Source organism: Paenibacillus sp. FSL H8-0548 (genome assembly GCF_038630985.1).
GTDB lineage: Bacteria > Bacillota > Bacilli > Paenibacillales > Paenibacillaceae > Pristimantibacillus.
Map to the genome: position 1 here is coordinate 2,545,246 of NZ_CP152049.1, position 24,110 is coordinate 2,569,355.

The window sequence follows — 24,110 nt, forward strand, 5'->3', positions numbered from 1 at the left end:
GATTACTCCTTTCCTGAAACGAAAGAAAAGATCATGGACTCTCTGTCTTGGGTGCTTTTTTCGTCATATTTCTCGAATTCAAGAATGCCGCCGATCTTGCCATCTCTAATAAAGATTAGCCGGTCGGCTCTGCATGCGGCCTTAATGTCATGGGTAACCATGACGACTGACTGGCCTTGACGGTTCATTTTGGTCAGGATGTCTAGAACGGCTTTACCATGGTCGTAATTCAAGCTTCCGGTAGGCTCATCTGCAAAAATGATTTCAGGAGAATTAATTAATGCCCTGGCAATGGCGGCGCGCTGCTGCTGACCGCCCGAGGTTTGAGAGGGGAGGCGATTATTTTGGCCTTCAATGCCCATAGCTTGAATGAGCTCATGTGCTTTGGCCTTTATTTTGTTTGTTTTGTTTCCGGCGATATAGGCGGGCAACGATACATTGTCCAGAATCGAAAGATCGGGAACCAAGTTGATGCTTTGATAAATATAACCGATCTTTCTGGTGCGAAAATTGGAAAGCTCCTTCTCGTTATATTGGTCAATACGTTGATCGCGGAAATACACCTCACCAGCTGTAACATTATCGAGACCGCTTAATAGATAAAGCAAAGTAGATTTGCCCGATCCGGAATTTCCCATAATGACGGTGAAATCCCCTTCATGAATTTCCAAATCAAGATTTCGAATGGCATGATATTGTTCATTGCCGGTGTTATAGGTTTTGCAAAGATTTTTTGCTTGTATAATTGCTTTTTTAGCCATGTATGATCACTCCCGTTTTCTATGTAAGTCCTAGTATAATTCCTTGATCTTTAAAAAGGCTTATCAAGTTATTAATAAACTATTACAGTGAAAACTCAACATAACGGAAGTGTGAATTGAAACGTAGTTCCTTGCCCCTCTTTGCTCTGAAAGGAGATGGAGCCGCCATGTGCCTCAATAATCGTCTTGCAAATCGAAAGTCCAAGTCCAGTTCCCTTCTGCGATCCGGCTGTGCCAGTTGACTTCCCTTGCCCGCTGAAATACCGCTCAAATAGAAAAGGCATATCCTGAGGCTTTATGCCTCTGCCTGTATCCGCAATGGTGAATGTAAGCTGCGCGGAAGCCAGCTCTATGCCGATCCGGATGGTATCGCCAGGAGAGGTATGCTTTAATGCATTAGATACGAGATTCGTAATTACCTGCTCGATACGGACCGCATCAATCGGGATAAGCACATTGGGAATGTCATGGGACTCCATATAGGTCACTCCGTTTGTGCGCACATAATGGCCTATCGGTTTTAAAATATCCTGAAGGACATTCGAGCTATACTGCTCCGTAGGATCTACAGAAATTTGTCCCAGCTCCTGCAAGGCATGCACGAGCAGGTCTTCAACAAGTCTAGTCATTTTGTCCGTGTTACTGCGCATCACTTCCACATATTCCATCATCGTTTCGGTATCTGGACACACGCCCTCAAGTATCGCTTCAATGTAGGCATTTACAGTGGTAAGGGGTGTCTTAATCTCATGGGAGATGTTCGTTATCAGCTCCTTCTGAGCTTTCTCCTGATCGACTCTCTGCGTGCTTAAATGCATAATCTCCATTCTCATTTGGTCAAACATAGCATATAGGCCGCCCAGCTCATCCATTCGGGCATATTGGCTTTTCTCCTCGTAATTGCCCTTCAAAATCGCTTCTGAGTGATGCTTCAGCGTGATAATAGGCGAGATAAGATGATGCTTGATTTTTTTTCTGATCATAATGAGCAAAACGGATAATAGTAGCGCTAAAAACACGGTGAGAGCAAAAGCAGCAAGAGGAGTATGATCCGATTTTTTGGCATAAATCATGTCTTTAGGCAGGTAAAATAGGGCATTTCCGACCTGATTTTGAGAGCCGTCGTCTATGACAGGAAAAGCGGTTTTGAAAAATTGATCCTCCTGCTGCGCATCATACAAATCATAGTGCAAAGACGTCTTGAGGTTCACTGGTGCCGATGGCATCGATTTGAAGGTGGTGAAAGCAACCGTGCCGTCCAACTCCACATAAATCAGGTCCATGCCGCTGCTGGCTGTCATCTTGTCCAAGGTCTCTTGCACATGATCATTCCTGATCTCCTCGCTATTATGCTCCAGATAGAGAAGAAAAGGGTTCACAGCCAATCGTGCCTGGTTAATCACGTATTTCTGACTAGACTCATTGTCATTATTCCAACTATATAGAAGCATGCCAGCGCTGCTTAGTGTTATGAAGACAAGCATAAGTGCAGCTGCTGTTAACCAATTTTTTAACCAAGAGCTCAAAGACATATGTCATCTCCAATCGCACGCTTAGTCTAGACTGAATTTATATCCTACGCCCCATACCGTCTTTAAATAATTAGGATTGGAGGGGGCTTTCTCGATTTTCTCACGCAATCTCCGGACATAAACCGTTACTGAATTCTCATCGCCGTAATTGTCATATCCCCAGACTGCATCAAGTAATTGAGCTTTGGAAAACACCTGATTTTTATGCTTGGCAAGATAATAAAGAAGCTCAAACTCTTTTGCTGAGAGGGAAACCTCTGAACCGTTTACCGTCACTTTATATGCTTTTTTATCGATTACGAGGTTTCCTAGACGTAAGAAGTCAGAATCCTGCGGGGCAGCGACCATGGTTTCATAACGACGGAAGTGGGCATTAATTCGTGCTAGCAATTCAGTTAAGGAGAAAGGTTTTGTCATATAGTCATCCGCACCGAAGCCAAGGCCAAGTACCTTATCGGTATCACTGCCTCTTGCGCTCAAAATAAGGATAGGCACGTTGCTTTTCTCACGAATTTCTCTACAAAGATCTATTCCGTCCACATCCGGAAGCATAATATCAAGAATAATATAATCGGGCTGGACAAGCTCCAGCATATACAAACCGTCTTTCCCATTCCCTGCGACCGCAGCCTCGTACCTGTTTTTAGCCAAATAGTCCCGCAAAATTCGGGAAATATCCTTCTCGTCTTCTATGATAAGAATTTTCTTTTGTTGTTTCATTATCATTCACCATCTTCAATGTTAGTTTCTAATCGAATTTACAATATCGCACACCATGTAAGAAACCTCGGGAAGCACTTCTATACATGCGTATTGGGAAGTATTTAGGTCCAGATACACCTGTTGAATTTCTTAATTATTCTACTTCATATGCTTTTTTTTTAATAGAGTCGGCACTTCGATAGCGACTATGGATTTCATTTTATTATCCAGATGTTTCATTTTTATTATATTTATTTTGTGAATTAATTTTAATAGATAATAGGAAATACTAGTAATTTACCAATGGGAAGTGAGTGAAGGCTGAATGGAGTGTGCTTTTGTTTTTCCGGGGGAATCCTCGCAGCGGTTGAAGAGATAGCGGGTTTTCTAAAGGGCTGCAGCATAACTCCTATCGTTGTTCAAGAGGATGAGCTGATGAAATCATTTGTCCAGAGCTTGAGGGATCGGAATACGAACCAAAGGAAGTATAAAAATTGAAAAAAAGCGGCCGTATGCCAGAGCATTCTGGAACGGTCGCTTTTTGTTCTGGAGCCAGATATTCAATTAAAGAACTTCATCAAAGGATCGTTTTTTTACGATATTCATAACATAAATTCCTAAATCATCATAACTCATTGTATTGAGTTTCTCTTTGAATGCCTCCGGAATAGTTTCTTTTTCAAAAATACCTTTGATAATATCGATTACCAATTCTACTCTAGCCTGATGCCGATCCGTAGTATCTATACTCATTCCTATGTTCTCCTGTTCTAGATAAATGTCCTTCTCTGTTGGCTATGCCTATAGTGTAAATAGATGATTTCCGATTTTCTCAGTGGCTGTACGGGTCTTGAACCAAGCCGATTTGGAGATAACCGGATTGAAGTAGAACAACGCATTGCCGGTTGGGTCCGTCCCTTTTACAGCAGCTTTTGCTGCCTTGAACGCCGTTTGATTCGGAATAAGCCAGTACTGACCGTCTTTTACGGCTGAGAAAGCATTTGGCTCCATAATAACTTCCTTTACTGTATTCGGAAACTTTGAAGACTGGAGTCGATTCATTACGACCGCACCGACCGCCACTTGACCTTTATAATCTTCCCCCCTGGCCTCGGCATAAATGACACGCGCAAGCATGGAAAGCTCCTTTTTGTTGACCGACAATTTTTTGAGCTTCGCCCATGTTTTCGGACCTACAACGCCGTCACTCTGGAGCCCGTTATTTTTTTGAAAACGTTGAACCGCGCTAAGAGTGGCCTTGCCAAAATTTTTATCTATGGGCAAATGGTAATAACCGATCGTCTGAAGCCGGAACTGCAGATCCGGAATGTCCTGTCCCTCGCTGCCGAATTTCAAGATAGGAGAAGCATCTGCTTTGTGATTTGCTGCTGTAGCGGTAACCAATATGAGTAGAGCGAATAGAGCCAAAAATCTGTACATGATGATTAAATCCCTCCGTATGCGAATAATAGCTAAGCTGTCATAGGGCTTAGAGCGTTTATTCTAGCATGCATGAATAGGATAATCTTGTTAAGAATTTCTCATCTACATTCCCCCTGAAAAAAAGGAAAGGTATCGAAGCATTATATAAGTTGAACTAACCGATGGAGTACAGTGTAGGATGAATAATATAGGAAAGTTGCTTAAAAGGATTAAGTTACTATTGGGTTTATCTCTATATTGGTCTATAATGAAGCAAGTTTATACGATAACTACGATTCATCACTTTGGAAAAGTTTAGGAGAAGATCAAACGATGTCTGCAGCAAAAAATTATGATCGGCTAAGATTAGTATTGCTATTAGGTGCCTTTTCAGCTCTTGGTCCACTTACGATTGACATGTATTTGCCGTCATTTCCACAAATTACAGCTGATTTTGGGACCAAGGCGTCTCTTGTTCAGCTCAGTTTGACCGCATGCCTCATTGGCTTAGGGTTGGGCCAAATTATTATGGGACCATTAAGTGACGTTCACGGGAGACGCAAGCCAATAATTATTTCACTTATTCTCTATTTGGTTGCTTCGTTAGTCTGTGCGATCTCCCCAAATATTTATTGGTTTATAGCTGCACGTTTTGTTCAGGGTTTTGCTGCCTCTGCGGGAATTGTTATCTCCAGAGCAATTGTACGCGATGTATATAGCGGAACAGAATTAACGAAGTTTTTCTCCATGCTCATGCTTGTAAATAATCTGTTCCCTATGATTGCGCCTTTGGCTGGCAGTGGTGTGATCTCCTTTACCACTTGGGTAGGCGTGTTTATTGTACTTGGCATTGTTGGTTTACTACTCGTTATTTTGGCAACGATGAACTTAAAAGAGACCTTGCCTGTAGAAAATCGGGTATCCAGTAACTTCGGCGAGCTAGTAGGCGGTATTAAAGCGTTACTTAAAGATCGGCAGTTTATCGGTTATGCGCTTGCACAAGGCATTATGATTGGGGGCGTATTCGCCTACGTATCGGGGACTCCATTTGTTTATCAAAATATTTACGGCGCTTCTCCACAAATGTTCGCGCTGTTGTTCGCATCCAATGGAATAAGCTTAATTATTGGTTCACAGGTCGTGGGACGGTTCAGCAGAACGTTTTCGGAACGCAAATTTGTTATTCTTGGTTTGCTGATGGCTTGTACGTCCAGTTTGGCAGCCTTGCTCGTTATTTTATTGCACGGTCCTTTACTGGCATTAGTTATTCCGTTGTTCTTCTTCGTGGCGTCAATCGGTATGACGGCCACAGCTTCTTTTGTGCTGGCGATGGGCTCGCAAGGTCAAAGGGCTGGAAGTGCAGCTGCCCTGCTTGGCTTGTTGCCTTTTTTGATTGGAGCAATTACTTCACCATTAGTCGGAGTTGCAGGAGAAAATTCAGCGGTTCCGATGGGGATTATTATCTTGTCGACCAGTCTGCTAGCTCTTATCGCTTTCTTCGGACTCGCACACAAGCCGCAAATAAAGCTTACTAATAATCATATTTCATCAAAGGTTTCGCAATAACAGCCCTGGTTTTCAATCAATAATGGAGTGATATGCTTGATGAAATCCATCAAAATAAGGAAGTGTTAAACAATGAATTTTGAAATGGTTATGCAGGAGCTTGAAGCTCTCGGCAAGGAACGAACCAAGAAAATATACGTATCCAATGGGGCGCACGAACCGCTTTTTGGGGTGGCTACCGGCGAAATGAAGCCCATCGCCAAGAAAATTAAAAACAATCAACCTTTGGCTGAGCAGCTTTACTCTTCGGGGAATTATGACGCCATGTACTTTGCTGGCGTCATTGCAGACCCTAAAGCAATGACTGAAGCTGATTTTGAGCGATGGATAGATGCGGCTTACTTTTATATGCTATCCGATTATGTGGTGGCAGTAACCTTGTCAGAAACAGATATTGCACAAGAGGTTGCTGATAAATGGATTGCAAGCGGCGAAGAGCTGAAAATGTCAGCGGGCTGGAGTTGTTACTGCTGGCTTTTGGGTAATCGACCGGATAGAGAATTTTCCGAAAGCAAACTTGCTAATATGCTTGAAATTTTGCGGAATACGATTCACGATTCTCCAAAACGAACTAAATCCGCTATGAATAATTTTATTTACACAGTAGGGGTATCCTATTTGCCGCTCCATAGTGAGGCGGTCGAGACAGCAAAGGCGGTAGGCCCAGTAGAAATCAAACGGGACAAGACAAAAAGCAAGTTTCTACTCGCTTCCGACGATATTCAGAAGGCAGTAGATAAACAGAGACTTGGTTTCAAACGCAAGCATGTAAGGTGTTAGACGATGGATAAGCCACAAAATATGAAGCTTTAGCTTAAAGTTAATATAATGAAGTGATGACGGATCATTATTAATAATATCTGAATAAGCTCTTCCATAGATTTAAAGGCCACGTTTTTGTTGCGTGGCCTTTATTTTTTTTGTATAGGAAACTATGTATTCTCCGAACTTGTTGATAACGAAAGCTAACGGAAACCAGTGGCGCTAAAGTCCCATTTTTGGTTAACGTCACATTTTAATGGAAAAGGGAGACGCTATTACGCAGAAATGAAGCGAGATCCGGCATTAGGGGGTCTAACCGGTAGGATACAAATAGAGGCTCGTGTTTCCGTTAGAAGTGTGAACTGACTCGTCTGCGATTCCCAATCACCCGTAAGGGTGATTTTTCTTTTTCTAAGTCTGTTGGCAATCTATATAAGTTGAACTTAGAAATAAAGTTTTAGCGAAGCAGAAGATCATTTTGGAGAAGCAAAGTGTTTGCCTTTGCAGTCCTTAAGAAAGATCTATTCGCACAGCGCCCAAAACGTGAATCCCTAGTTCAATTTATCTCGTTGGGTTACTTTAGTTTTCTTTCCTCGGTTCTGCGTGCTAGTCCGATTGGTTAACTTATGAAATAGTGCTATAGGAAGAGGCTACGTTGCAGTTTGTACAACGTAATCGACGTTACTCGCCTAACTAGGGCATGTACACTGTAGTTTGTGCAATAGAATGCCTATTCTAGGGCGATATTCGTAGGTTTGGAGCTCATTCTAGTGCAATCGTACAATGTAGCCGTATGAAACAGCTCTCATGTGAGGTTTTCATTGTACTTAGTGCAGTGTAGGCGCTTCACCTTCATCTAGTGGAGACTTTAGTGTAGGATATAGGGAATTTCGGGACGTACGCAGCTAAGGATGCTGCAAGGATAGCGGCGCATTGTATAAGTCGAACTTAAAAAATGAAGTGTAAGCGAAGCGAGAAGATCGTTTCTCTAGAAACGAAGTGTTCGCCTTTGCAGCTGGTTCATCTGAGGAAATAATATTAGCAAAATGTTAGGTGTACTAGACAAGAACAATTCACTGCGATTATTATAATACCTATAAGAAAGCGCTTTATATTGAGTTGGTAGAATTGATATAGTTGTCATTATGTTGTAACTATATAACTTGAACTTGAAAAATGAAGATTTAGCGAAGTGAGAGGATCGTTCTGGAGAAACGAAGTGTTCGCCTTTGCAGCCATATTCTTACCTTTAAATGTGTTAGGAAATCAAAGAATCTGGCTGCAACAGCGATCGTAAGAATGATCTTCTCGCACAGCGCCCAATACGTAAATTTTTAGTTCAACTTATATAGCTATAAATGAACATAGGGTGGGAGTGAGAGTCACGATGCAGGAATACGATTATGAGTTTGCCGATTTCATTTTTTATACGCCGGGGGATCTGGATAAAGAAGGACGGATATGGCCGGTGCGGGCGGGTCGCTGTTTGGCCAAACCCAACTACAAAGTAGGACCCAAAAGGATCGAATGCTACAGTCTTCACTTTGTACAGGAGGGAGGGGTTCGGCTGGAATACGAAGGCAAGCAGGTGGAGCTGCAGAAGGACGATATGTTTTGTTTGTTTCCGGGCCGCACCTATTTTTACGACATGCTCCCCTCCGGCAAGCCGCTTCAAATGAGCTGGCTGGCGGTGGATGGCGATAGGGCAAGGTCGTTGCTAGAGCTTGCGGGGGTGACAGAGGAGGAGCCGTTTCGCAAGAAAGCAGTTACCGCACGCGTCAAGGCATCGGCGGATCAAGTCATTCATACGCTGGCGGGCGTTCAGCGGTGGAATCCGGCAGTCGCACTGGAGCTGCAAAGCCTTGTTTGTGCACTATTCGCGGGATTGATTCCAGAGACTGCGCCTGCCCCAGCGGCTGAGCTTGCAGGTTGGATTCATGAATGCATGAAATATATAGAGCTGCACGCTTTGGAGGGAATATCCGTCCAACAAGTAGCGGATTTCGCGGGTGTGCATCGCTCCTACTTTACTCAAGTATTTACGAGCCAGGCGGGTATGCCCCCGATGAAGTACATACAGAAGATCCGCATGGACAAGGCAAGGCGTCTGTTGATCGACACGGACGCTACGATTACGGAGATCGCTCTGTCTCTTGGTTATCCGAACCTTTACACATTCACCAGAGCCTTCAAGATTTATTATAAGCAATCCCCACTAACACTGCGGAAGACGATCGTTTAGCCGCGATTAGGTGAATTAGATTTGAAAGCAATTGCAAGATAGGGTTTCCTAGAGCGCGTAAAGGAGATTTCTCAATATGAAGCTGTCCACCCTTCAACGATGGATTTCGCCCAGTTTAAGCATTCAGGGAAAAATATTCATCGCATTCAGTTTGGTCGCTCTTCTTTCTATTTTCTCGATTTCTGGCATCGTCTATTTGAATATGCGCCAGACAATAAAGGATAACGCGGTCACCTCGGTGTCGGATAGTATTCGCCAAGCGGATGAGTCCCTCAATATCATGCTGGAAGAAATCGACCGGCTGAACACCGTGGTGGTGACCAACAAAAACACGGTGATTGATACGCTGCTCAGTCCGTCGGAAGAGATCAGCTATGGATGGTTTCTAGAGCAGAAGCGAATCGATGAGTTTCTATCGGTATTGATTGATTATAAGCCTTATATTTCGCGAATTGCCGTTGTTGGGTTGAACGGAAAGGTATTCTTCTCCGGAGGTCCTTGGCTGGATCGGACGATCCTTGGGACGCCGATGATGGATTATATGCTGGGAAATGGATCGCGCCATGCCTATTTGAAGCAGACGGGCGTGTCGGATGCCATTATCATAGGCCGTGAGATCCGTTATAACCGCGAGACGATCGGTATTGTCTTGGTAGATTTGAATTATGATTTCATCAAAAAAACATATGGAGTGAAGCCCACCGCCGATAGCATGCTGTATGTGCTCGATAAGGGAGGAGGCTTCGTTTATCAGTCTGAATCGGCTCCGTCCTTCGCTCCTTCCATCGAGAAGATCGTAAGCATCAGACAAGAATTTACAGGACCCGGCGATGCGGCTGAAATGATTATTGACGGAAGATCCTATACCGTCGTTAGTCGTTCATCCGAATATACAGGATGGACTACGCTGGCGCTTATACCGATGGATTCGCTGCTTAGCGAATCCGTGAAGCTTCGCAAGCTGATGGCTGAAGTATCGGTGCTGGTCCTGATCGTCGTGTTAATCTGCTCACTGCAGGTATCATCCCGAATTACTATTAATATTAGGCGTCTGAAGTCCATGATGATGCTAGTGAAGGACGGGAATTTGTCGTTCCCAATGAAGGAAATCAAAACGAAGGACGAGGTAGGCCAGCTGTACCATGTCTTTATCAGCATGGTGGAGGAATTGAAGAGGCTGCTTGAAGGGATTCGAATTAGTGAGAAGGAGAAGCGCGAAGCCGAGTTGACTGCTCTTCAGGCTCAGATACGTCCGCATTTTCTATACAACTCCCTCAATACCATCAAATATTTGGCAAAGCTGAATGGGGTGCCCAATATTGAGGAGGTATCTGGCTCATTAATCGAGCTGATGCGTGGGGTTCTAGGGAATTCTAATGAATATCTTACGGTTCGTGAGGAGCTGGACTATGTACGAAGCTATATCTCCATCGTGAAATACAAGTATATGCAGCCGATTCCAGTATATGAGGAGATTAATGATGAAGCCTTGCTGGAGTGTCAGGTCCCCAAGCTAATGCTGCAGCCTATTGTAGAGAACGCTATCATCCATGGAATTGGTCCGCTGGAGGAAGGGGGATCGGTCATGATTCGCGTTTGCGAAGAAAATCACGACCTTAAAATCGAAGTGATGGACAACGGCAAAGGCATGACTCAGGAGCAAATGGACTTGCTGCTGGGCGAGAAAAGTAAAGAAGAGGCCCCCTCCCGCTTCAGCGGCATGGGGGTGCGCAATGTGCATGAACGAATCGTTCGTATGTATGGGGAGCCCTACGGCGTGAAGCTGTACAGCGAGCCGGGACTGTATACGAAGGTTGTGATCACTTTTCCCGTTCTGCGGGAGAAGGGAAAATCCGCTCAAGAGGTGATATAGATTATGTTTCAAGTGCTGCTGGTAGACGACGAGCCGTTGGCTCGCAACAATTTATGGACGTTAGTGGATCTCCGAAAGCACGGCTTCGAAATATGTGGCGAAGCACATAACGGGGTCATGGCATTGTCGATGATCGAGCAATCTTCGCCACATATCGCTATTATTGACGTGAATATGCCTGAGATGAACGGCGTGGAGCTTAATCGAACGATCAAAGAACGATATCCAGCCATAAAGACAATTATGCTTAGCAGCTTTGACGACTACGATTATGTACGAGATTGCTTGAAGAACGGCTCCATCGATTATTTGCTGAAGCATCGGCTCGATGGCGCAACGCTTATCAGCATGTTGAACAAGGCGGTCATGGAGCTGGGCAAGGAGGATCGGATGCTGGAGGACCGCAACGCCCAGAAGGCAATGGCTGAACGAATGAATCCCGTGCTTATCCGTGGTTATATCGCCGATCTGGTAAGAGGGACACCAGAGTCAACCCAGGTGCTTGAAGCCTTTGCGCGGAAGAATGGATCATATCCTCAGGCGGTCAGCTTTGCGGCAGCTTCGCTTCAGATTGTCTCTTTCCTGCTGCTGACACAATCCTACAGCGACGTACAGACGAATCGACTCGTCCAGCAGGCCGTCGAGATTATGCAGCAGAGTTTGGGTGATATAGAGGAGCGCACGGCCGCTTACCTTGAGAACGGACGTCTTGTTGTCATATTTGCGTTCAAGGAACGAAGCGAGCATGCTGCTGCAAGCGAGGCCGACCGAATGATGAGCAAGCTTCGCCATACGTTAGAGTTGTTCCTGAATTTGAAGTGTGTCTATGCCGTAGGCCATATATGCCGCAGCTTGTCTCAGCTTGGAGCGAGCTATGGCTCTGCCGAACGGGCGCTAGACTCTTCATCCGTAGCGGAACCGAGTGGCCAAGCGACGGGATGGGGAGGCGGCATATACGGTCAGCGCGTTACATTAACCATCGAAGAGCAGAAGCAGCTGTTTCTCTCCATTGAGATGCTCGACAAGGAAGGTGTGCATCGGCTGATTGCATCCGTATTCGAAAGCATCCGGGAGCAACCGGTTCATTCCCATTCGGTGCAGATGATCATCGGCGAGCTGCTGCATATCGGTGATAAAGCTTTGAAGAAATGGATGTCTCAGGTCGACTCCGTATTGGCTGGACTTCCTGAGCGCGGTGAACTCGGGAAGCTGGGAAGTGTCAGAGAGATGGAGCAATGGCTGCAGGCCTTCTATAGCAGCCTTCTGAGTTTGCTTAAGGAGAGACATGCGTTGGGACCGTATTCCAGGCATGTATCGCAAGCGATAGTATTTATTTTGGAAAAGTATTCGGGCAGCGCTACGCTGGAGCTGGCGGCAGGCGCCATCGGTCTGAATCCATCGTATTTAAGCAGAATATTCAAAGAAGAGACGCAGTCGACGTTCTCGGAATATTTGAACCGGGTCCGAATCGATACAGCACGAAAGCTGCTAGAGAGCGGTCAATACTCGATCAAGCAAATCAGCAGTCAAGCGGGCTTTTCTTCCTATAACTATTTCTTCAGAGTGTTCAAGGAAATGACGGGCGTGACGCCCCAAGCCTATTTGAATGGATTGGGAAGCGGGGGAGTGGTAGCGAAGTTGTAAAATATGTGGAGTAAATAGTCATATTATTATAACTCCATGGCGAAATGGTTGAATTATAATGAGTGAACACCGGCGGTAAACGTTTACAAAACTCGGTGAATAGAACATTGGAGGTCACAGATTCATGCGTAGACACTGGGGAAGAAACGCGCTTACTACGATGATTGTTTCTGGTCTAATTCTGGCCGGCTGCAGCAACGATGGAAGCTCTAAGACAGAGAATAACCCTTCATCTGAAAGCGCTATTAAAGCGGAGGGATTCCCAATCGTGGACCAACCGCTAAAGCTGAAAATGTTTACTCGCATCGCGCCTGTTAACGGGCCGTTCAAGGATATGCCGGTTTTCCAAGATTATGAGAAATTAAGCAACATTCAGGTTGAATTTACTGAGGCCCCTACAGACGGCTTCGCAGAGAAAAAGAATCTGCTATTCGCATCCAACGAGCTGCCTGATGCGTTGTACCGCTCAGGCCTATCGCAGCTGGAAACGATCCGATACGGTTCCGCAGGCCAACTGATTCCGCTCGAGGAATTAATCGAGCAATATGCACCTAATCTAGCAATCTTAATGGAGCAATACCCTGAAATCCGCTCCGCTATCACGACTCCAGAAGGACATATTTATGCGATTCCTGGCATTGTTACGACAGGCTCGGCACGTACGGATAAACGATGGATCAACAAGGCGTGGTTAGAGAAGCTGAACCTGGAAGAGCCGAAGACGACGGAGGAGCTTTATCAAGTGCTGCTTGCCTTCCGCGATGGTGATCCGAACGGCAACGGGAAAGCGGATGAAGTTCCGATGACCGCGCGGATAGGGTTGCCTATCGTACAATTTATGAGCGGATCGTTCGGTCTGGATTTGCAACTGGGCTATAACATTAACATCGAAGATGATAAGGTGCATATTTGGAGCGGCGATGAGCGATACAAAGAGCTGCTGATGTACTTGAACAAGCTTTATAAAGAGAAGCTTCTGGACCAAGAAATATTCTCACATACAGAAGCGCAATATCTTGCTAAGCAAGGATCGGGCAATACAGGACTATTCTTCGACCAAACGAACAACAATTTCTTGCCGATCGCCGATCAGTATGAAGGCACCGCACCTCCAGCTGGCCCGCATGGGGACCAGATGCAAAGCCCGGCTGCACCGGTTCCACGGGATTATGGAGCATTCGCCATCACTTCGGTGAACGAAAATCCGGAAGCGACGATGCGGTGGATCGATTATTTCTACAGCGATGAGGGCTCCACCCTGCTGCGCTTTGGCAGAGAGGGCGAGCATTACGAGCTGAAGGACGGCATGCCGTATTACAAAGAGGATTTTCTGACAGTAACAGGCGCACAGGGGAGAATGACACCGTACGCGGGCGGCGGCGCGCCTCACTTGATCAGCGACAAGGTAGCATCTTTCATTAATCCGCCGCAAGTTCAAGAGGCGTACGCGAAGCTGGAGCCGTACATGCCGAAGATCCGCTATGCTGCTCCGATGTTCGATGAAGAGACCGCCCAAAAGGTTAACATTCTGCGCAACGACATCGACAAATATATCGACGAGCAAAGCACGAAGTTTATCGTCGGAGCGCTCAGCTTCGATAAATGGGATGCATTCCTGGCTACTTTGAAAAAAATGAATATCGATGAGCTGGAGAAGATCTATCAAGAAGCGTATGACAAGATGGAGAAATAATTCCGACACAGCATAGATAAGGAGTGAATGCTCATGAAGAGCGCGCAAGAAGGTGCAGCCGCTCTGTCCCATATCCAGCCGAAGCGCGGCTCCAGCCTGCTCAGGAATATAGCCAAGCGGTATGATCTGTACCTCATGCTGCTTCTGCCAATTGCCTGGTACTTGATCTTTCACTACGGTCCGCTCTACGGGCTACAAATTGCATTCAAAAATTTCAACCCGGCCAAAGGCATTATCGGCAGTCCTTGGGAAGGCTTCGGGCATTTCGAACGGTTTTTCAACTCGTATTACTTCTGGAGGCTGCTATGGAACACGGTGTCCATCAACTTGTTCTCGCTGCTCATCGCATTCCCGGTTCCGATTATGCTGGCGCTGCTTGTTAACGAGATTCGAAGCAAAACCTTCAGCAAATGGCTGCAAAATATTACGTATATCCCTCATTTCATTTCGGTTGTCGTTATTGTAGGCATATTGAACGTATTCCTCTCACCGACAGGGCCGATCAATATGCTGATCGAGACATTCGGCGGCACATCAATCCGATTCCTTGAGGTAGCCGGGTGGTTCAAAACGATCTTCATCAGTTCGAACATATGGCAGAACATGGGGTGGCAATCGATTATCTACATTGCGGCGCTCAGCGGCGTGAATCCGCAGCTATACGAAGCGGCCAAGATGGACGGAGCGTCCAGGCTGAGACGCATATGGCATGTCTCGCTGCCGGGCATAGCTCCGGTTATCGTTATCCTGCTCATTTTGGATATCGGCCATTTTATGAACGTCGGCTTTGAGAAGATTTTGCTCATGCAAAATAACTTGAACCTGGAATCAAGCGACGTCATCTCCACGTTTGTCTATACGACAGGCATATTGAAGGGAGAATACAGCTACACCGCGGCTATCGGGTTGTTCAACTCAGTCATTAATCTCATCTTGCTGTTGATGGTGAACCGATTTGCGCGCAAGACGTCGGAGACGAGCTTATGGTAAAGGAGAGAACTCAGGGATGTCGAAGCAGCAGGCCATAAGAAAAACGTCGGATGAACGAGTATTCGACGCCATCGTGTACGCGATTGCAGCAGTCATCATCATTATTGTGTTATATCCGCTGCTCTTTATCGTCAGCGCCTCTTTCAGTGATCCAGCCAAGGTGCTGAATGGAGAAGTATGGCTGCTGCCGAAGGGCGTGTCTTTGGAAGCGTACACGAACATTTTGCAAAATGACAAAATCTGGACGGGATACCGCAATACGATCGTATATACTGTGGTCGGCACGCTTATCAATATCATCATGACGATTCTAGCAGCGTATCCGTTGTCACGTCCAGATCTCCCAGGAAGAGGCGCGATTATGGTTTTGATCACGCTTACTATGTTTTTAGGCGGAGGATTGATTCCAACCTATTTGCTGGTCAAGGATCTAGGGATGGTCAACACCATGTGGGCGTTGATCGTTCCAGGGGCAATCGCAACGTACAATTTGATTGTTATGCGGACCTACTTCCAGACAAGCATTCCATGGGAGCTGCAGGAGGCCGCTCACATGGACGGATGCTCCAACTGGAGGCTGCTGTTTAGCGTTATATTGCCTCTTTCCAAACCGATACTGGCTGTTATGGTTCTATTTTATGCAGTGGGCCATTGGAATTCATACTTCTCCGCGCTGATCTATATCCGCGACGAAGCTCTTCATCCGCTTCAGCTAGTACTTCGCGAAATACTCATGATCAGCCAATCGGCAGCTGTCGAGGGCGGCAGCGTCGGGCTAGAAGATCAGATTCTGCTTGCCGAAAGCATTAAGTTCGCGGTCATTATCGTATCCACTTTGCCGGTATTGATCATGTATCCGTTCGTGCAGCGGCATTTCGTCAAGGGCGTTATGATCGGATCGATTAAAGGTTAAATCCGAAACCATTATGACAAACCAGTTGGAGGCAAATTATGAATACTAACGCGAAGATTACGATTGATTGCAGCAAAGCGAGCGAGCATACGGTTAACCCTTATTTATTTGGCCATTTCGTCGAAGACATTCGGGATCATATGGAAGCGATGCTTGCGTACCCGCTTAAGGACATGGATTTCGAGAGCGAAGCTGAGACGAAGAAAGAGATATCTGGAAAGTGGTACGCCTATACGAACGGGAGGAACACCAAGTACGTGCTGGAGGCGCCTGCACCGAAGCATTCGGGGCGTGCCCAGCGTATCCGCCTGCATAGCGATGATGAAGCCTATGCTGGCATCGCGCAGAAGGCTGCGCTCAAGGGGCCAGCGGATTACGCGGTCAAGCTCGTGGCTCGTGCCTCCGTCGAGCTGAAGGGGATCATCGTCGAAGCGGTGGACCGGCGCTCGGAAGAGCTCCTTGGACAAGTCCGGATCGAACTCGAAAGTCACAACTGGCGTGAGTACGAAGCGCAGCTGTCTATTGCCCGCGAATGCGTTGACGCCGAAATCCGCGTATATGTACCGGCCGATCACCCGAGGTGGATCGATCATGTGTCCACCGGAATGCTTTGGATCGACCATGTGTCGGTTTTATCGGTAGACAGCATCGCCATGGTGAAGCGTGAAGTAATCGATATGACTCGGGATCTGAACGCGGGAATGATGAGGTTAGCCGGCAACTATATTAGTGCCTACCACTGGGAGCATGGCGTAGGCCCGGTCCTTGAGAGACCGGTCATGTATAACGAAGCATGGGGCGGCTGGACCAGCAAATATTTTGGCACGGACGAATTTATTCAGTTTTGCCGCGAGCTTCAGGTGGAACCCCTCATCTGCGTAAATGACGGATCGGGTACACCTGAGGAAGCTGCCCAGTGGATTGAATACTGTAACGGCGGCGTCGATACGCCAATGGGAGCGCAGCGTGCAGCGAACGGGAATCCTGAGCCTTACAATGTCCGCTATTGGGAAATTGGCAACGAGGTATGGGGACAATGGCAGGTCGGTACTTGCTCCGCGGAGCAGTTTGCTAGGCGTACGCTTTCCTTCGCCGAAGCCATGAAGGCAGCTGATCCCTCTATCGTTCTTCTGGCTTGCGGTCACTTCCAGCAGGAGTGGAACAAAACTGTCCTCGATCTAGCCGGTGAGCATTTTGATTATCTTACCCTACATCTGTATCACGGCTACGGTCCTTTCGGCATGAACCAGAATACGCCGGCGGAGGATCGGTATAAGGCGATTGCTTCTTATCCCGAATTTACCCGTCATCACATCGCGCAGACGGCAGAGCATATTCAAGCGGATGCGAAGCATAGCCATGTGAAGCTGGCAATTACCGAATACAATACGATGTATTATCCGAACACGATTCGGAAAGGGCTGCTGAACGAGCATACATTGGGTGCGGCGGTAGCCAACGCTGCTAACTTGAATGAAATGATACGCTGCAGCGATATGGTTCATATCGGCAGCTTCTCCGATCTGGTGAACGGCTGGCTTGGTGGATGCATCCGTGTTGGCGATAATTATGCAGATCAATATTGCGGCAAGGAGCCAGGCTGGAGCGGACTGCCGCTTACCATATATGGGACGCCAACTTATGAAGTGATGAAGCTTTACGCGAATCGGGATGTGAAGCATATTCTTCCCATCGAAGCCAAGTGCGGGACGTTTGCCGTTCCGTCGCTCAAGGAGACTCCTATTGCGCTTAACGCGCTGCCTGATCTTGACATTGTGGCAGGCACGAATGATGACCGAAGCTCCGTCATCGTATTTATCGTGAACCGCAGCTTGAATGAGGTGAAGGCGGCACTAGACCTGCAAGCGTTCGAAGCCTCGGAAGAAACGATTCTATACGAAATTACGGGAGATTCCTACGACGATATCAATTCCGTGTTCGAGCCAGAACGGATGATCTGTAAGAAAAGAGTCGTCCCTGCCGAAGAATGGAAGCTCGGCTACCCGCTGCGCCCTACATCCGTTTATGTATTGGAGTTTAAAGCGGAGCACAAGAATTAGGAGGAGTGGCATGACAACTAAGGCATATATCAAAAATTATCCCAGGCCTCAATTTGTACGCGACAATTGGTTATGCTTAAACGGTGAATGGAGCTTTCGCTTCGATGATCGCAGCATGGGGGAGATCGAGAAGTGGCACGAGAAATTTGAAGAGACCCACAAAATAATCGTGCCCTTTACGTACGAAACCAAAGCGAGTGGAATTGGGATCGAAGAATTCCATCCGCAGGTATGGTACAACAAAGCTATCCACATCCCGAAGGAAGCTGAAGCGAAACGGGTCATCCTTCATTTCCAAGCGGTGGATTACGAAGCCAAAGTGTGGGTAAACGGAATATTAGCAGGCACACATCAGGGCGGCTATGCGGCCTTCTCGTTCGATATAACCCCGTATCTCGAATTCGGGGCTGAAAATCAAGTCACGGTGAAGGCAGAAGACAGCAATAGCTGCTATCAGCCCCGCGGCAAGCAGCGCTGGACGGAGAACAATTTCGAATGCTTCTATGTCCAGACGACTGGAATTTGGCAGACGGTATGGATGGAATACGTGGAGGAACAGCGTCTTGACGCTGTCAAAATCACACCGGATTTCGACCGTTCCATCGTCCGTTTCGATTACGAGGTGATCGGGGCGGAGGCAGCAGGAGCCGGTGATTTAAGGCTGGAAGCTATCGTTACATTCAAAGGCAAGCCTGTAAAACGGGTTAGCCTTGTGATCGATCGCCCTTGCTTAACCGTTGAGGTTGATCTGCTGCATGAGGCAAACGGGCCGTGGAAAAGAAGCTTCTGGTCTCCGCAGCATCCGAACTTATACGACGTGGAATTTGTGCTGTATGCGAAGGATCAGGTCGTAGACAGAGTGTCCTCCTATTTTGGCATGCGGAAAGTTTCCATTAAGAACGGGGAGGTGCTGCTGAACAATGTGCCAATTTATCAGCGATTGATTCTGGACCAAGGATATTGGACAGACAGCCATTTAACTCCGCCAAGTGAGGAAGCTCTGATCGAAGATATCGATCATATTCTAGCGATGGGCTACAACGGCGTGCGTAAGCATATGAAGATCGAGGATGCCCGCTTTCTCTATTGGTGCGACGTGAAAGGTCTGCTTGTGTGGTCCGAGATGGCGGCCACCTTCGAATTTCATGACAAAGCGGTTGATGCGTTCACGAGAGAATGGCTGGAGATTGTGAAGCAGCAATATAACCATCCAAGTATTATTACTTGGGTTCCATTTAACGAATCATGGGGCGTAGCGTCCATTCTACACGATAAGCGGCAGCAGAAGTTCACGGAGGGCATTTATCATCTGACGAAAGCCATCGATCCATATCGTCCGGTTATTACGAACGACGGCTGGGAGCACACCGTGTCGGACATCCTAACGCTGCATGATTATGTCGCTTCAGGAGACGATTTCTTGAAGCGTTATGCGAGCAAGGAAGCGATCGTGAACAACGAAAAGACTTGCAATCAATGGAAGTACGCGTTTGCGGAGGATTATGCATACCGAGGGCAGCCGATTATCATCAGTGAATTCGGCGGCATCGCTTTTCAGTCGGACAAAGGCTGGGGCTACGGTGATCAAGTTGTTTCGGAGGAGGATTTCATTCGTCGTTTCCGCAGCATCACCCAAGCGATTAAGGACGTCAAGTATATTAGTGGATACTGCTATACGCAGCTTTCGGATGTTCAGCAGGAAATCAACGGGCTTCTGACGGAGGATCGTCAGCCGAAAATTCCATTGGCTACGATCAAAGCCATTAATTTAGCCTGAGATGATTCCCTGAATCTTCAAAAATCGTCGGAATTGCTCGCATATTAAAAACAATCGTTCCGCCGTATTCGGCAGAACGATTGTTTTTTTGAAAATATAGGAAAGTAGATCATTTTCGGTAAAAGCTTGGTGGCTGTCCATGGTACCTTTTAAATGCATGAGTAAAGGAGTACACGTCTGAAAACCCGAGCGAAAGGGCGATATGAGAAATTGGAAGAACCGTCGTTTTCACTATTTTCATAGCATCTGTCATGATCAGGTTCGTCAGGTAACGATGTGGCCGAATGCCGACTTTCTGGTGAAAGACGTTCGAAAAATGCGACCGGTGGATCCCAATATGATCAGCAATGTCTGTGACGGTTATTCCTTCCTTATAATACAAATGAATGTAGTCGATGCTTGTAGCAACCCAATCATTGGTTGTTGTGGATGCTTTAATTGGTTTAGATAATCGAACGATCTGATTCAGTAAAGAATAAAAGCTTTGAGTTAAGGAGAAGTCATCCTGTTTCACGAGATGCTTCCATTCAGATGCAAACTGCAAAAAGGACTGCTCCAGATCCTGATCAAAAAAATTTTTGATATAGGGGTGTTTGAGTGTAAGTCCAAGGCGGCGGGTGACCAGCGGCATCTGTTTGCCCTCGGCAGCAACCCAAAACATCTTGAGAGCAGGCTCTTCACAAGGAGTAATATAATATTCATGAATGCTATGAGGAAATAAAACGAATAGATCACCTCGCGTAAGCGTGGTCTCTTCCTGATTCATACGCAGGGTAACCTGGCCTGCAAGAACGAAGTGCAAGCTATAATAAGCAATAAAGCGCGGACCGATATGATAATTTGGCTTTGCCTCATTATGGCCTATACGGATGGGTATAACGCCGTTATGTTTTTCGAGCGCATTTGGAGTATGATACAAATGCTCCGCATATTCATGGGTAAACTCTATCATGGAAACGACCTCTTCCGAAGTTAAAGTTGATGAAAGACACTATCATTTTAACATCGTCAGCGATAGGTGAATAGCAACCCGTCATTCAGGGTGAAAAGGGCTCAAGCCTGTGAACTGCCATGATCCAATGGTTTCGGCTCGGCTGCAGGCTTGAAGGCTCCGTTTGGACAAGTTAAGCGTGACAAATTCTAGGCATTGGCATCGCTTCTTTACCGAGTTCAGCCCATATGTATTTTAATAGAAGCTCTGATTTTAGGCTGGAGAAATCAGGATTGTTCCACAAGTTACGAAGCTCGTTCGGATCCTCTTGCAGATCAAAAATCTCACCGTAAGTCTGGTTGTAATAAACCGTAACTTTATATCGTTCGTCCACATACGTTTTCTGATGGATGGTAGTTGCCTCATGCCGGAACTCGCAAATGGCATGGTCTCTCGCTTTATCTGACGTCCCGAGCCAAACCTCCTTCTGGTCTACTCCTGTCATTGCATGAGGGATAGGCAGATTTGAGAAGGACAGGAAGGTAGGGGCAAGATCGACGAGTGATTGGAATGCCGCAGAGGTTTTTCCTGCCGCAATATGCCCCGGGTATCTCACGATGAACGGCAGCTTTATCAAATCCTCATAGTGGAAGCCGCCCTTAGCCTGTAGGCCGTGCTGCCCAAAGAAATGGCCATGGTCGGTAGTGAATACGATTAATGTATTGTCGGCAATACCCAGCTCGTCTAATTTATCAAGAATAGTGCCAATATATTTATCCATCATGCTGATCATGCCGTAATACACAGCGACCAGCTTTTTTCTGTCCTCTTCCGTCAGCTTGAACTTGCTGCCGTACTCGTAATAGTGATGGGAGCGGTAACCGTGAATGTCAAATCCGCTCTCCCTCAAATTCGAGAAGTCAGGAGCCTCCTCTTGAGTCATCCGAAAATGCGGTGGATTATTGTCGTGTTCACCTGGAACGAGGGAAGGGATGGTAAGCTGATCGGGGTCATACATCGTATCCCATGGCTCCGGCACTAGGTATTCAGGGTGTGGGTCAAAAAAGCTGGACCACAAGAAAAAGCTGTCGTCATCCTGATTGTATTGTTCCAATAACGCATTCGTTCGTTCAGCGATCCAGGTGTTATAGTGGTACTTTTCAGGAATTGGCCATTTGTAAGTTTGGTTTGGATCCATGGTGCCTGTCGGCGGCAAGAAATAATCTCGCCAATTGGCACATCCTTTGTCCTCCATCCAAGCTGCATAGTGCTGCCCGACATGTGCTTCATTTGTGTGATTTCGTGCTAACTCGACATGGGAGAAGCCATAAAAAGAATCCTTGCTTGTTCTCCAGTAATCCAAATCCTGAAGAATGGGGTACGATTCGAGCGATGGATATTCTTCTGTTGAATGCAGGGGTTGAAAATGCGCCTTGCCAACCAACGCGGTTTTATATCCGGCTTGCTGGAAGTCCTCACCAATGGTATGACGATCCTCAAGCAGCTTCGTTCCAAGCGTCCAAGCTCCATGCTGGCTTGGATACATGCCAGTAATTATGGATGCACGGCTCGGCGTGCAAGTAGGGTTAGGGCAATAGGCTCGGTTGAAAGTTGTACCTTCACGAACGAGTCGGTCCAGATTGGGAGTATGGATTTCATCGTTAAATGCGCCTATCGTATTCCAATGCTGCTGGTCGCTCGTAATCAGTAGAATATTTGGTTTTTTCATCAATTCATCTCCTTCTTTGTTTTCATTATAGACAAGATTGGCAGTAAGTTGGATGACATAATGTGTCATCGGGATTTGTTATTTTGTAAGATGTGGTTTAAAAAATGTTTTTACCATTATGGAATTAAGTTGTAAGATGAAGGAGCAAGAAAAAGGTTGAAACTGCAAACCTAATTCGAAAATAGCTTTAATTAATACCAAATCGGAATAAAGTGACTTGTTGTTAGAAAGACAATTATAGGAAGGTGGTGGTGGGAAATGGATCGTTCTGAGTCGAGCTCTCCGCGGTTAATATCCCTGTTTTGGAGTTTTTTGAAACTTGCACCTGTTTCTTTTGGCGGCGGATATGCTACTTTCCCTGCGCTCGAGCGCGAGATTGTTGTCAGCAGAAAATGGATGAACGAAGGGGAATTACAAGAAACCCTTTCTCTTGCAGCTGCAGCCCCTGGAGGAGTAGCAATCAATGCTTCTTTCTTGATCGGATATCGTCTTGGCGGGTTGAAGGGGGCGGCCGCAGCGGCTATTGGTGCTATCGTACCGACCTGTCTCGTCGTTATCGGCCTCTTTCTTCTCTATCACAGCTTTAGTGACAGCTTGAAAGTAAAGGGTGCGTTAAGAGGTATAGGTTGGGGGATTGTTGCAATGATCCTATACACCGTTTTTAGGCTAGGGAGGACATCAATTAAAGATACACTTACTTTAGCCATTGCGATTATAAGCCTTATTCTTCTTTTCATAGAGACGCATCCCATATGGCTTATAGTCGGAGGCGCTGCTGCCGGTGCCGTTGCCACACATGACGGAGTACGGAGTGCAGCATGCTCGCAAACACGCAGCTCGGAGACTGGCGTCGACAGCTCCTATATGTATTTTATTTAAGTGAATCCATCAGGGGGTGAAATCGTGATAGCGCTATTTTGGTTCTTTCTGCAAATGGGATTCGTGTCGTTTGGCGGAGGGTATGCGTTAATCCCTTTGATCGAGAGGGAGACGGAACGCCAAGCCTGGATGAGTAATGACATGCTTGTAGACGCGATCGCTGTCGCAGGCATGTCTCCCGGTCCGATTGCTGTTAATTTAGGTATGCTTGTCGGCTATCAAACATATGGGGCGACCGGGGCCATTGCTAGCGTGCTAGGCTTGCTGCTGCCTTCCATGCTGATGACTGCCGGGCTGATTTATTTCATCACTAGGGATCATAAAAACTACCTGAAGCGCTGCATGTATGGGGTTCAGCCTGTGGTTACAGCTCTTATATTTTTTGCCGCATATCAGCTGTGCAGAGTCCATCTATCCACAAGCTCGCCTGCCAGTGAATTACTGCCCGCCTTACTAATTGTAGGGACATGTCTATTCATGCTATTGCGCTTACGAATGCATCCGTTTGCGATTCTCTTATTCTCAGGGATATGCGGGGCGGCATTCTATGCGTAACAAAACAGGACAGTCGAAGGATTCCAAATAAATTCAGATACTCTTCAAGCTGTCGAGAAAGCTCTCGACAGCTTGTTTT

Annotated in this window: 19 protein-coding genes; 12 read left to right on the top strand and 7 right to left on the bottom strand. The window is 46.5% G+C overall.

From position 1 onward, the window contains the following. Positions 1–2: 2 nt before the first annotated feature. From MHI37_RS10600 to MHI37_RS10620, 5 genes are all read right to left on the bottom strand, one after another. The gene (locus MHI37_RS10600; protein ID WP_076334941.1) at positions 3–761 is read right to left on the bottom strand and encodes an ABC transporter ATP-binding protein; all 759 of its coding nucleotides are present in this window, start codon (positions 759–761) and stop codon (positions 3–5) included. Between the two features lie 95 nt (positions 762–856). Continuing rightward, entirely contained in the window at positions 857–2,293 is a 1,437-nt protein-coding gene (locus MHI37_RS10605; protein ID WP_076334942.1) for a HAMP domain-containing sensor histidine kinase, read from the bottom strand. A gap of 21 nt (positions 2,294–2,314) precedes the next feature. Beyond that, on the bottom strand, positions 2,315–3,013 hold the full coding sequence (locus tag MHI37_RS10610; RefSeq protein ID WP_076334943.1) for a response regulator transcription factor: 699 nt from the start codon (positions 3,011–3,013) through the stop codon (positions 2,315–2,317). Between the two features lie 546 nt (positions 3,014–3,559). Further along, positions 3,560–3,748 (bottom strand): hypothetical protein, encoded by a 189-nt coding sequence (locus MHI37_RS10615; protein ID WP_076334944.1) that lies wholly within the window; start codon positions 3,746–3,748, stop codon positions 3,560–3,562. Positions 3,749–3,796: 48 nt separating this feature from the next. After that, on the bottom strand, positions 3,797–4,435 hold the full coding sequence (locus MHI37_RS10620; protein ID WP_076334945.1) for a cell wall hydrolase: 639 nt from the start codon (positions 4,433–4,435) through the stop codon (positions 3,797–3,799). A 315-nt stretch (positions 4,436–4,750) separates the two neighbouring features. Between MHI37_RS10620 and MHI37_RS10625 the strand changes: the two genes are divergently transcribed. The 10 genes from MHI37_RS10625 to MHI37_RS10670 all read left to right on the top strand — a co-directional run bounded on the left by MHI37_RS10625 (position 4,751) and on the right by MHI37_RS10670 (position 19,937). After that, a complete protein-coding gene (locus MHI37_RS10625) occupies positions 4,751–5,983 on the top strand; it encodes a multidrug effflux MFS transporter (protein ID WP_076334946.1) in 1,233 nt (410 codons plus the stop codon). 72 nt (positions 5,984–6,055) lie between these two features. Continuing rightward, positions 6,056–6,763 (top strand): DNA alkylation repair protein, encoded by a 708-nt coding sequence (locus tag MHI37_RS10630; RefSeq protein ID WP_076334947.1) that lies wholly within the window; start codon positions 6,056–6,058, stop codon positions 6,761–6,763. Between the two features lie 1,369 nt (positions 6,764–8,132). After that, positions 8,133–8,987 carry an AraC family transcriptional regulator gene (locus MHI37_RS10635; RefSeq protein WP_076334948.1) on the top strand — a complete coding sequence of 285 codons (855 nt, stop codon included), beginning with the start codon at positions 8,133–8,135 and terminating at the stop codon, positions 8,985–8,987. A 76-nt stretch (positions 8,988–9,063) separates the two neighbouring features. Then, on the top strand, positions 9,064–10,860 hold the full coding sequence (locus MHI37_RS10640) for a sensor histidine kinase (protein ID WP_076334949.1): 1,797 nt from the start codon (positions 9,064–9,066) through the stop codon (positions 10,858–10,860). Positions 10,861–10,863: 3 nt separating this feature from the next. Beyond that, positions 10,864–12,504: a helix-turn-helix domain-containing protein gene (locus MHI37_RS10645; RefSeq protein WP_076334950.1), complete on the top strand. Its 1,641-nt coding sequence runs from the start codon at positions 10,864–10,866 to the stop codon at positions 12,502–12,504. A 124-nt stretch (positions 12,505–12,628) separates the two neighbouring features. Then, entirely contained in the window at positions 12,629–14,197 is a 1,569-nt protein-coding gene (locus MHI37_RS10650) for an extracellular solute-binding protein (protein ID WP_076334951.1), read from the top strand. 33 nt (positions 14,198–14,230) lie between these two features. Beyond that, positions 14,231–15,187 (top strand): ABC transporter permease subunit, encoded by a 957-nt coding sequence (locus tag MHI37_RS10655; RefSeq protein WP_076334952.1) that lies wholly within the window; start codon positions 14,231–14,233, stop codon positions 15,185–15,187. Between the two features lie 16 nt (positions 15,188–15,203). Further along, positions 15,204–16,100 carry a carbohydrate ABC transporter permease gene (locus MHI37_RS10660; RefSeq protein ID WP_076334953.1) on the top strand — a complete coding sequence of 299 codons (897 nt, stop codon included), beginning with the start codon at positions 15,204–15,206 and terminating at the stop codon, positions 16,098–16,100. Between the two features lie 38 nt (positions 16,101–16,138). Continuing rightward, entirely contained in the window at positions 16,139–18,160 is a 2,022-nt protein-coding gene (locus MHI37_RS10665; RefSeq protein ID WP_076334954.1) for an alpha-L-arabinofuranosidase C-terminal domain-containing protein, read from the top strand. Between the two features lie 10 nt (positions 18,161–18,170). Continuing rightward, positions 18,171–19,937, top strand: a complete 1,767-nt coding sequence (locus tag MHI37_RS10670; protein WP_076334955.1) for a glycoside hydrolase family 2 — start codon at positions 18,171–18,173, stop codon at positions 19,935–19,937. Between the two features lie 109 nt (positions 19,938–20,046). Here the strand turns inward: MHI37_RS10670 and MHI37_RS10675 are convergent, their stop codons facing one another. Together MHI37_RS10675 and MHI37_RS10680 are read right to left on the bottom strand one after the other, a co-directional pair. Further along, positions 20,047–20,889 carry an AraC family transcriptional regulator gene (locus MHI37_RS10675; protein WP_076334956.1) on the bottom strand — a complete coding sequence of 281 codons (843 nt, stop codon included), beginning with the start codon at positions 20,887–20,889 and terminating at the stop codon, positions 20,047–20,049. 172 nt (positions 20,890–21,061) lie between these two features. Continuing rightward, positions 21,062–22,597 carry a sulfatase-like hydrolase/transferase gene (locus tag MHI37_RS10680; RefSeq protein WP_218638916.1) on the bottom strand — a complete coding sequence of 512 codons (1,536 nt, stop codon included), beginning with the start codon at positions 22,595–22,597 and terminating at the stop codon, positions 21,062–21,064. 258 nt (positions 22,598–22,855) lie between these two features. Here MHI37_RS10680 and MHI37_RS10685 point away from each other — a divergent pair, with 258 nt between their 5' ends. Both MHI37_RS10685 and MHI37_RS10690 read left to right on the top strand, forming a co-directional pair. Beyond that, a complete protein-coding gene (locus MHI37_RS10685; RefSeq protein WP_076334958.1) occupies positions 22,856–23,476 on the top strand; it encodes a chromate transporter in 621 nt (206 codons plus the stop codon). Between the two features lie 24 nt (positions 23,477–23,500). Then, positions 23,501–24,031: a chromate transporter gene (locus tag MHI37_RS10690; RefSeq protein ID WP_083676045.1), complete on the top strand. Its 531-nt coding sequence runs from the start codon at positions 23,501–23,503 to the stop codon at positions 24,029–24,031. Positions 24,032–24,110: the final 79 nt, after the last annotated feature.

What these genes read in the sequence shown, in the direction of transcription:
- MHI37_RS10600 (WP_076334941.1), bottom strand. Translation starts at nt 761, where the DNA reads ATGGCTAAAAAAGCAATTATACAAGCAAAAAATCTTTGCAAAACCTAT.
- MHI37_RS10605 (WP_076334942.1), bottom strand. Translation starts at nt 2,293, where the DNA reads ATGTCTTTGAGCTCTTGGTTAAAAAATTGGTTAACAGCAGCTGCACTT.
- MHI37_RS10610 (WP_076334943.1), bottom strand. Translation starts at nt 3,013, where the DNA reads ATGAAACAACAAAAGAAAATTCTTATCATAGAAGACGAGAAGGATATT.
- MHI37_RS10615 (WP_076334944.1), bottom strand. Translation starts at nt 3,748, where the DNA reads ATGAGTATAGATACTACGGATCGGCATCAGGCTAGAGTAGAATTGGTA.
- MHI37_RS10620 (WP_076334945.1), bottom strand. Translation starts at nt 4,435, where the DNA reads ATGTACAGATTTTTGGCTCTATTCGCTCTACTCATATTGGTTACCGCT.
- MHI37_RS10625 (WP_076334946.1), top strand. Translation starts at nt 4,751, where the DNA reads ATGTCTGCAGCAAAAAATTATGATCGGCTAAGATTAGTATTGCTATTA.
- MHI37_RS10630 (WP_076334947.1), top strand. Translation starts at nt 6,056, where the DNA reads ATGAATTTTGAAATGGTTATGCAGGAGCTTGAAGCTCTCGGCAAGGAA.
- MHI37_RS10635 (WP_076334948.1), top strand. Translation starts at nt 8,133, where the DNA reads ATGCAGGAATACGATTATGAGTTTGCCGATTTCATTTTTTATACGCCG.
- MHI37_RS10640 (WP_076334949.1), top strand. Translation starts at nt 9,064, where the DNA reads ATGAAGCTGTCCACCCTTCAACGATGGATTTCGCCCAGTTTAAGCATT.
- MHI37_RS10645 (WP_076334950.1), top strand. Translation starts at nt 10,864, where the DNA reads ATGTTTCAAGTGCTGCTGGTAGACGACGAGCCGTTGGCTCGCAACAAT.
- MHI37_RS10650 (WP_076334951.1), top strand. Translation starts at nt 12,629, where the DNA reads ATGCGTAGACACTGGGGAAGAAACGCGCTTACTACGATGATTGTTTCT.
- MHI37_RS10655 (WP_076334952.1), top strand. Translation starts at nt 14,231, where the DNA reads ATGAAGAGCGCGCAAGAAGGTGCAGCCGCTCTGTCCCATATCCAGCCG.
- MHI37_RS10660 (WP_076334953.1), top strand. Translation starts at nt 15,204, where the DNA reads ATGTCGAAGCAGCAGGCCATAAGAAAAACGTCGGATGAACGAGTATTC.
- MHI37_RS10665 (WP_076334954.1), top strand. Translation starts at nt 16,139, where the DNA reads ATGAATACTAACGCGAAGATTACGATTGATTGCAGCAAAGCGAGCGAG.
- MHI37_RS10670 (WP_076334955.1), top strand. Translation starts at nt 18,171, where the DNA reads ATGACAACTAAGGCATATATCAAAAATTATCCCAGGCCTCAATTTGTA.
- MHI37_RS10675 (WP_076334956.1), bottom strand. Translation starts at nt 20,889, where the DNA reads ATGATAGAGTTTACCCATGAATATGCGGAGCATTTGTATCATACTCCA.
- MHI37_RS10680 (WP_218638916.1), bottom strand. Translation starts at nt 22,597, where the DNA reads ATGAAAAAACCAAATATTCTACTGATTACGAGCGACCAGCAGCATTGG.
- MHI37_RS10685 (WP_076334958.1), top strand. Translation starts at nt 22,856, where the DNA reads ATGGATCGTTCTGAGTCGAGCTCTCCGCGGTTAATATCCCTGTTTTGG.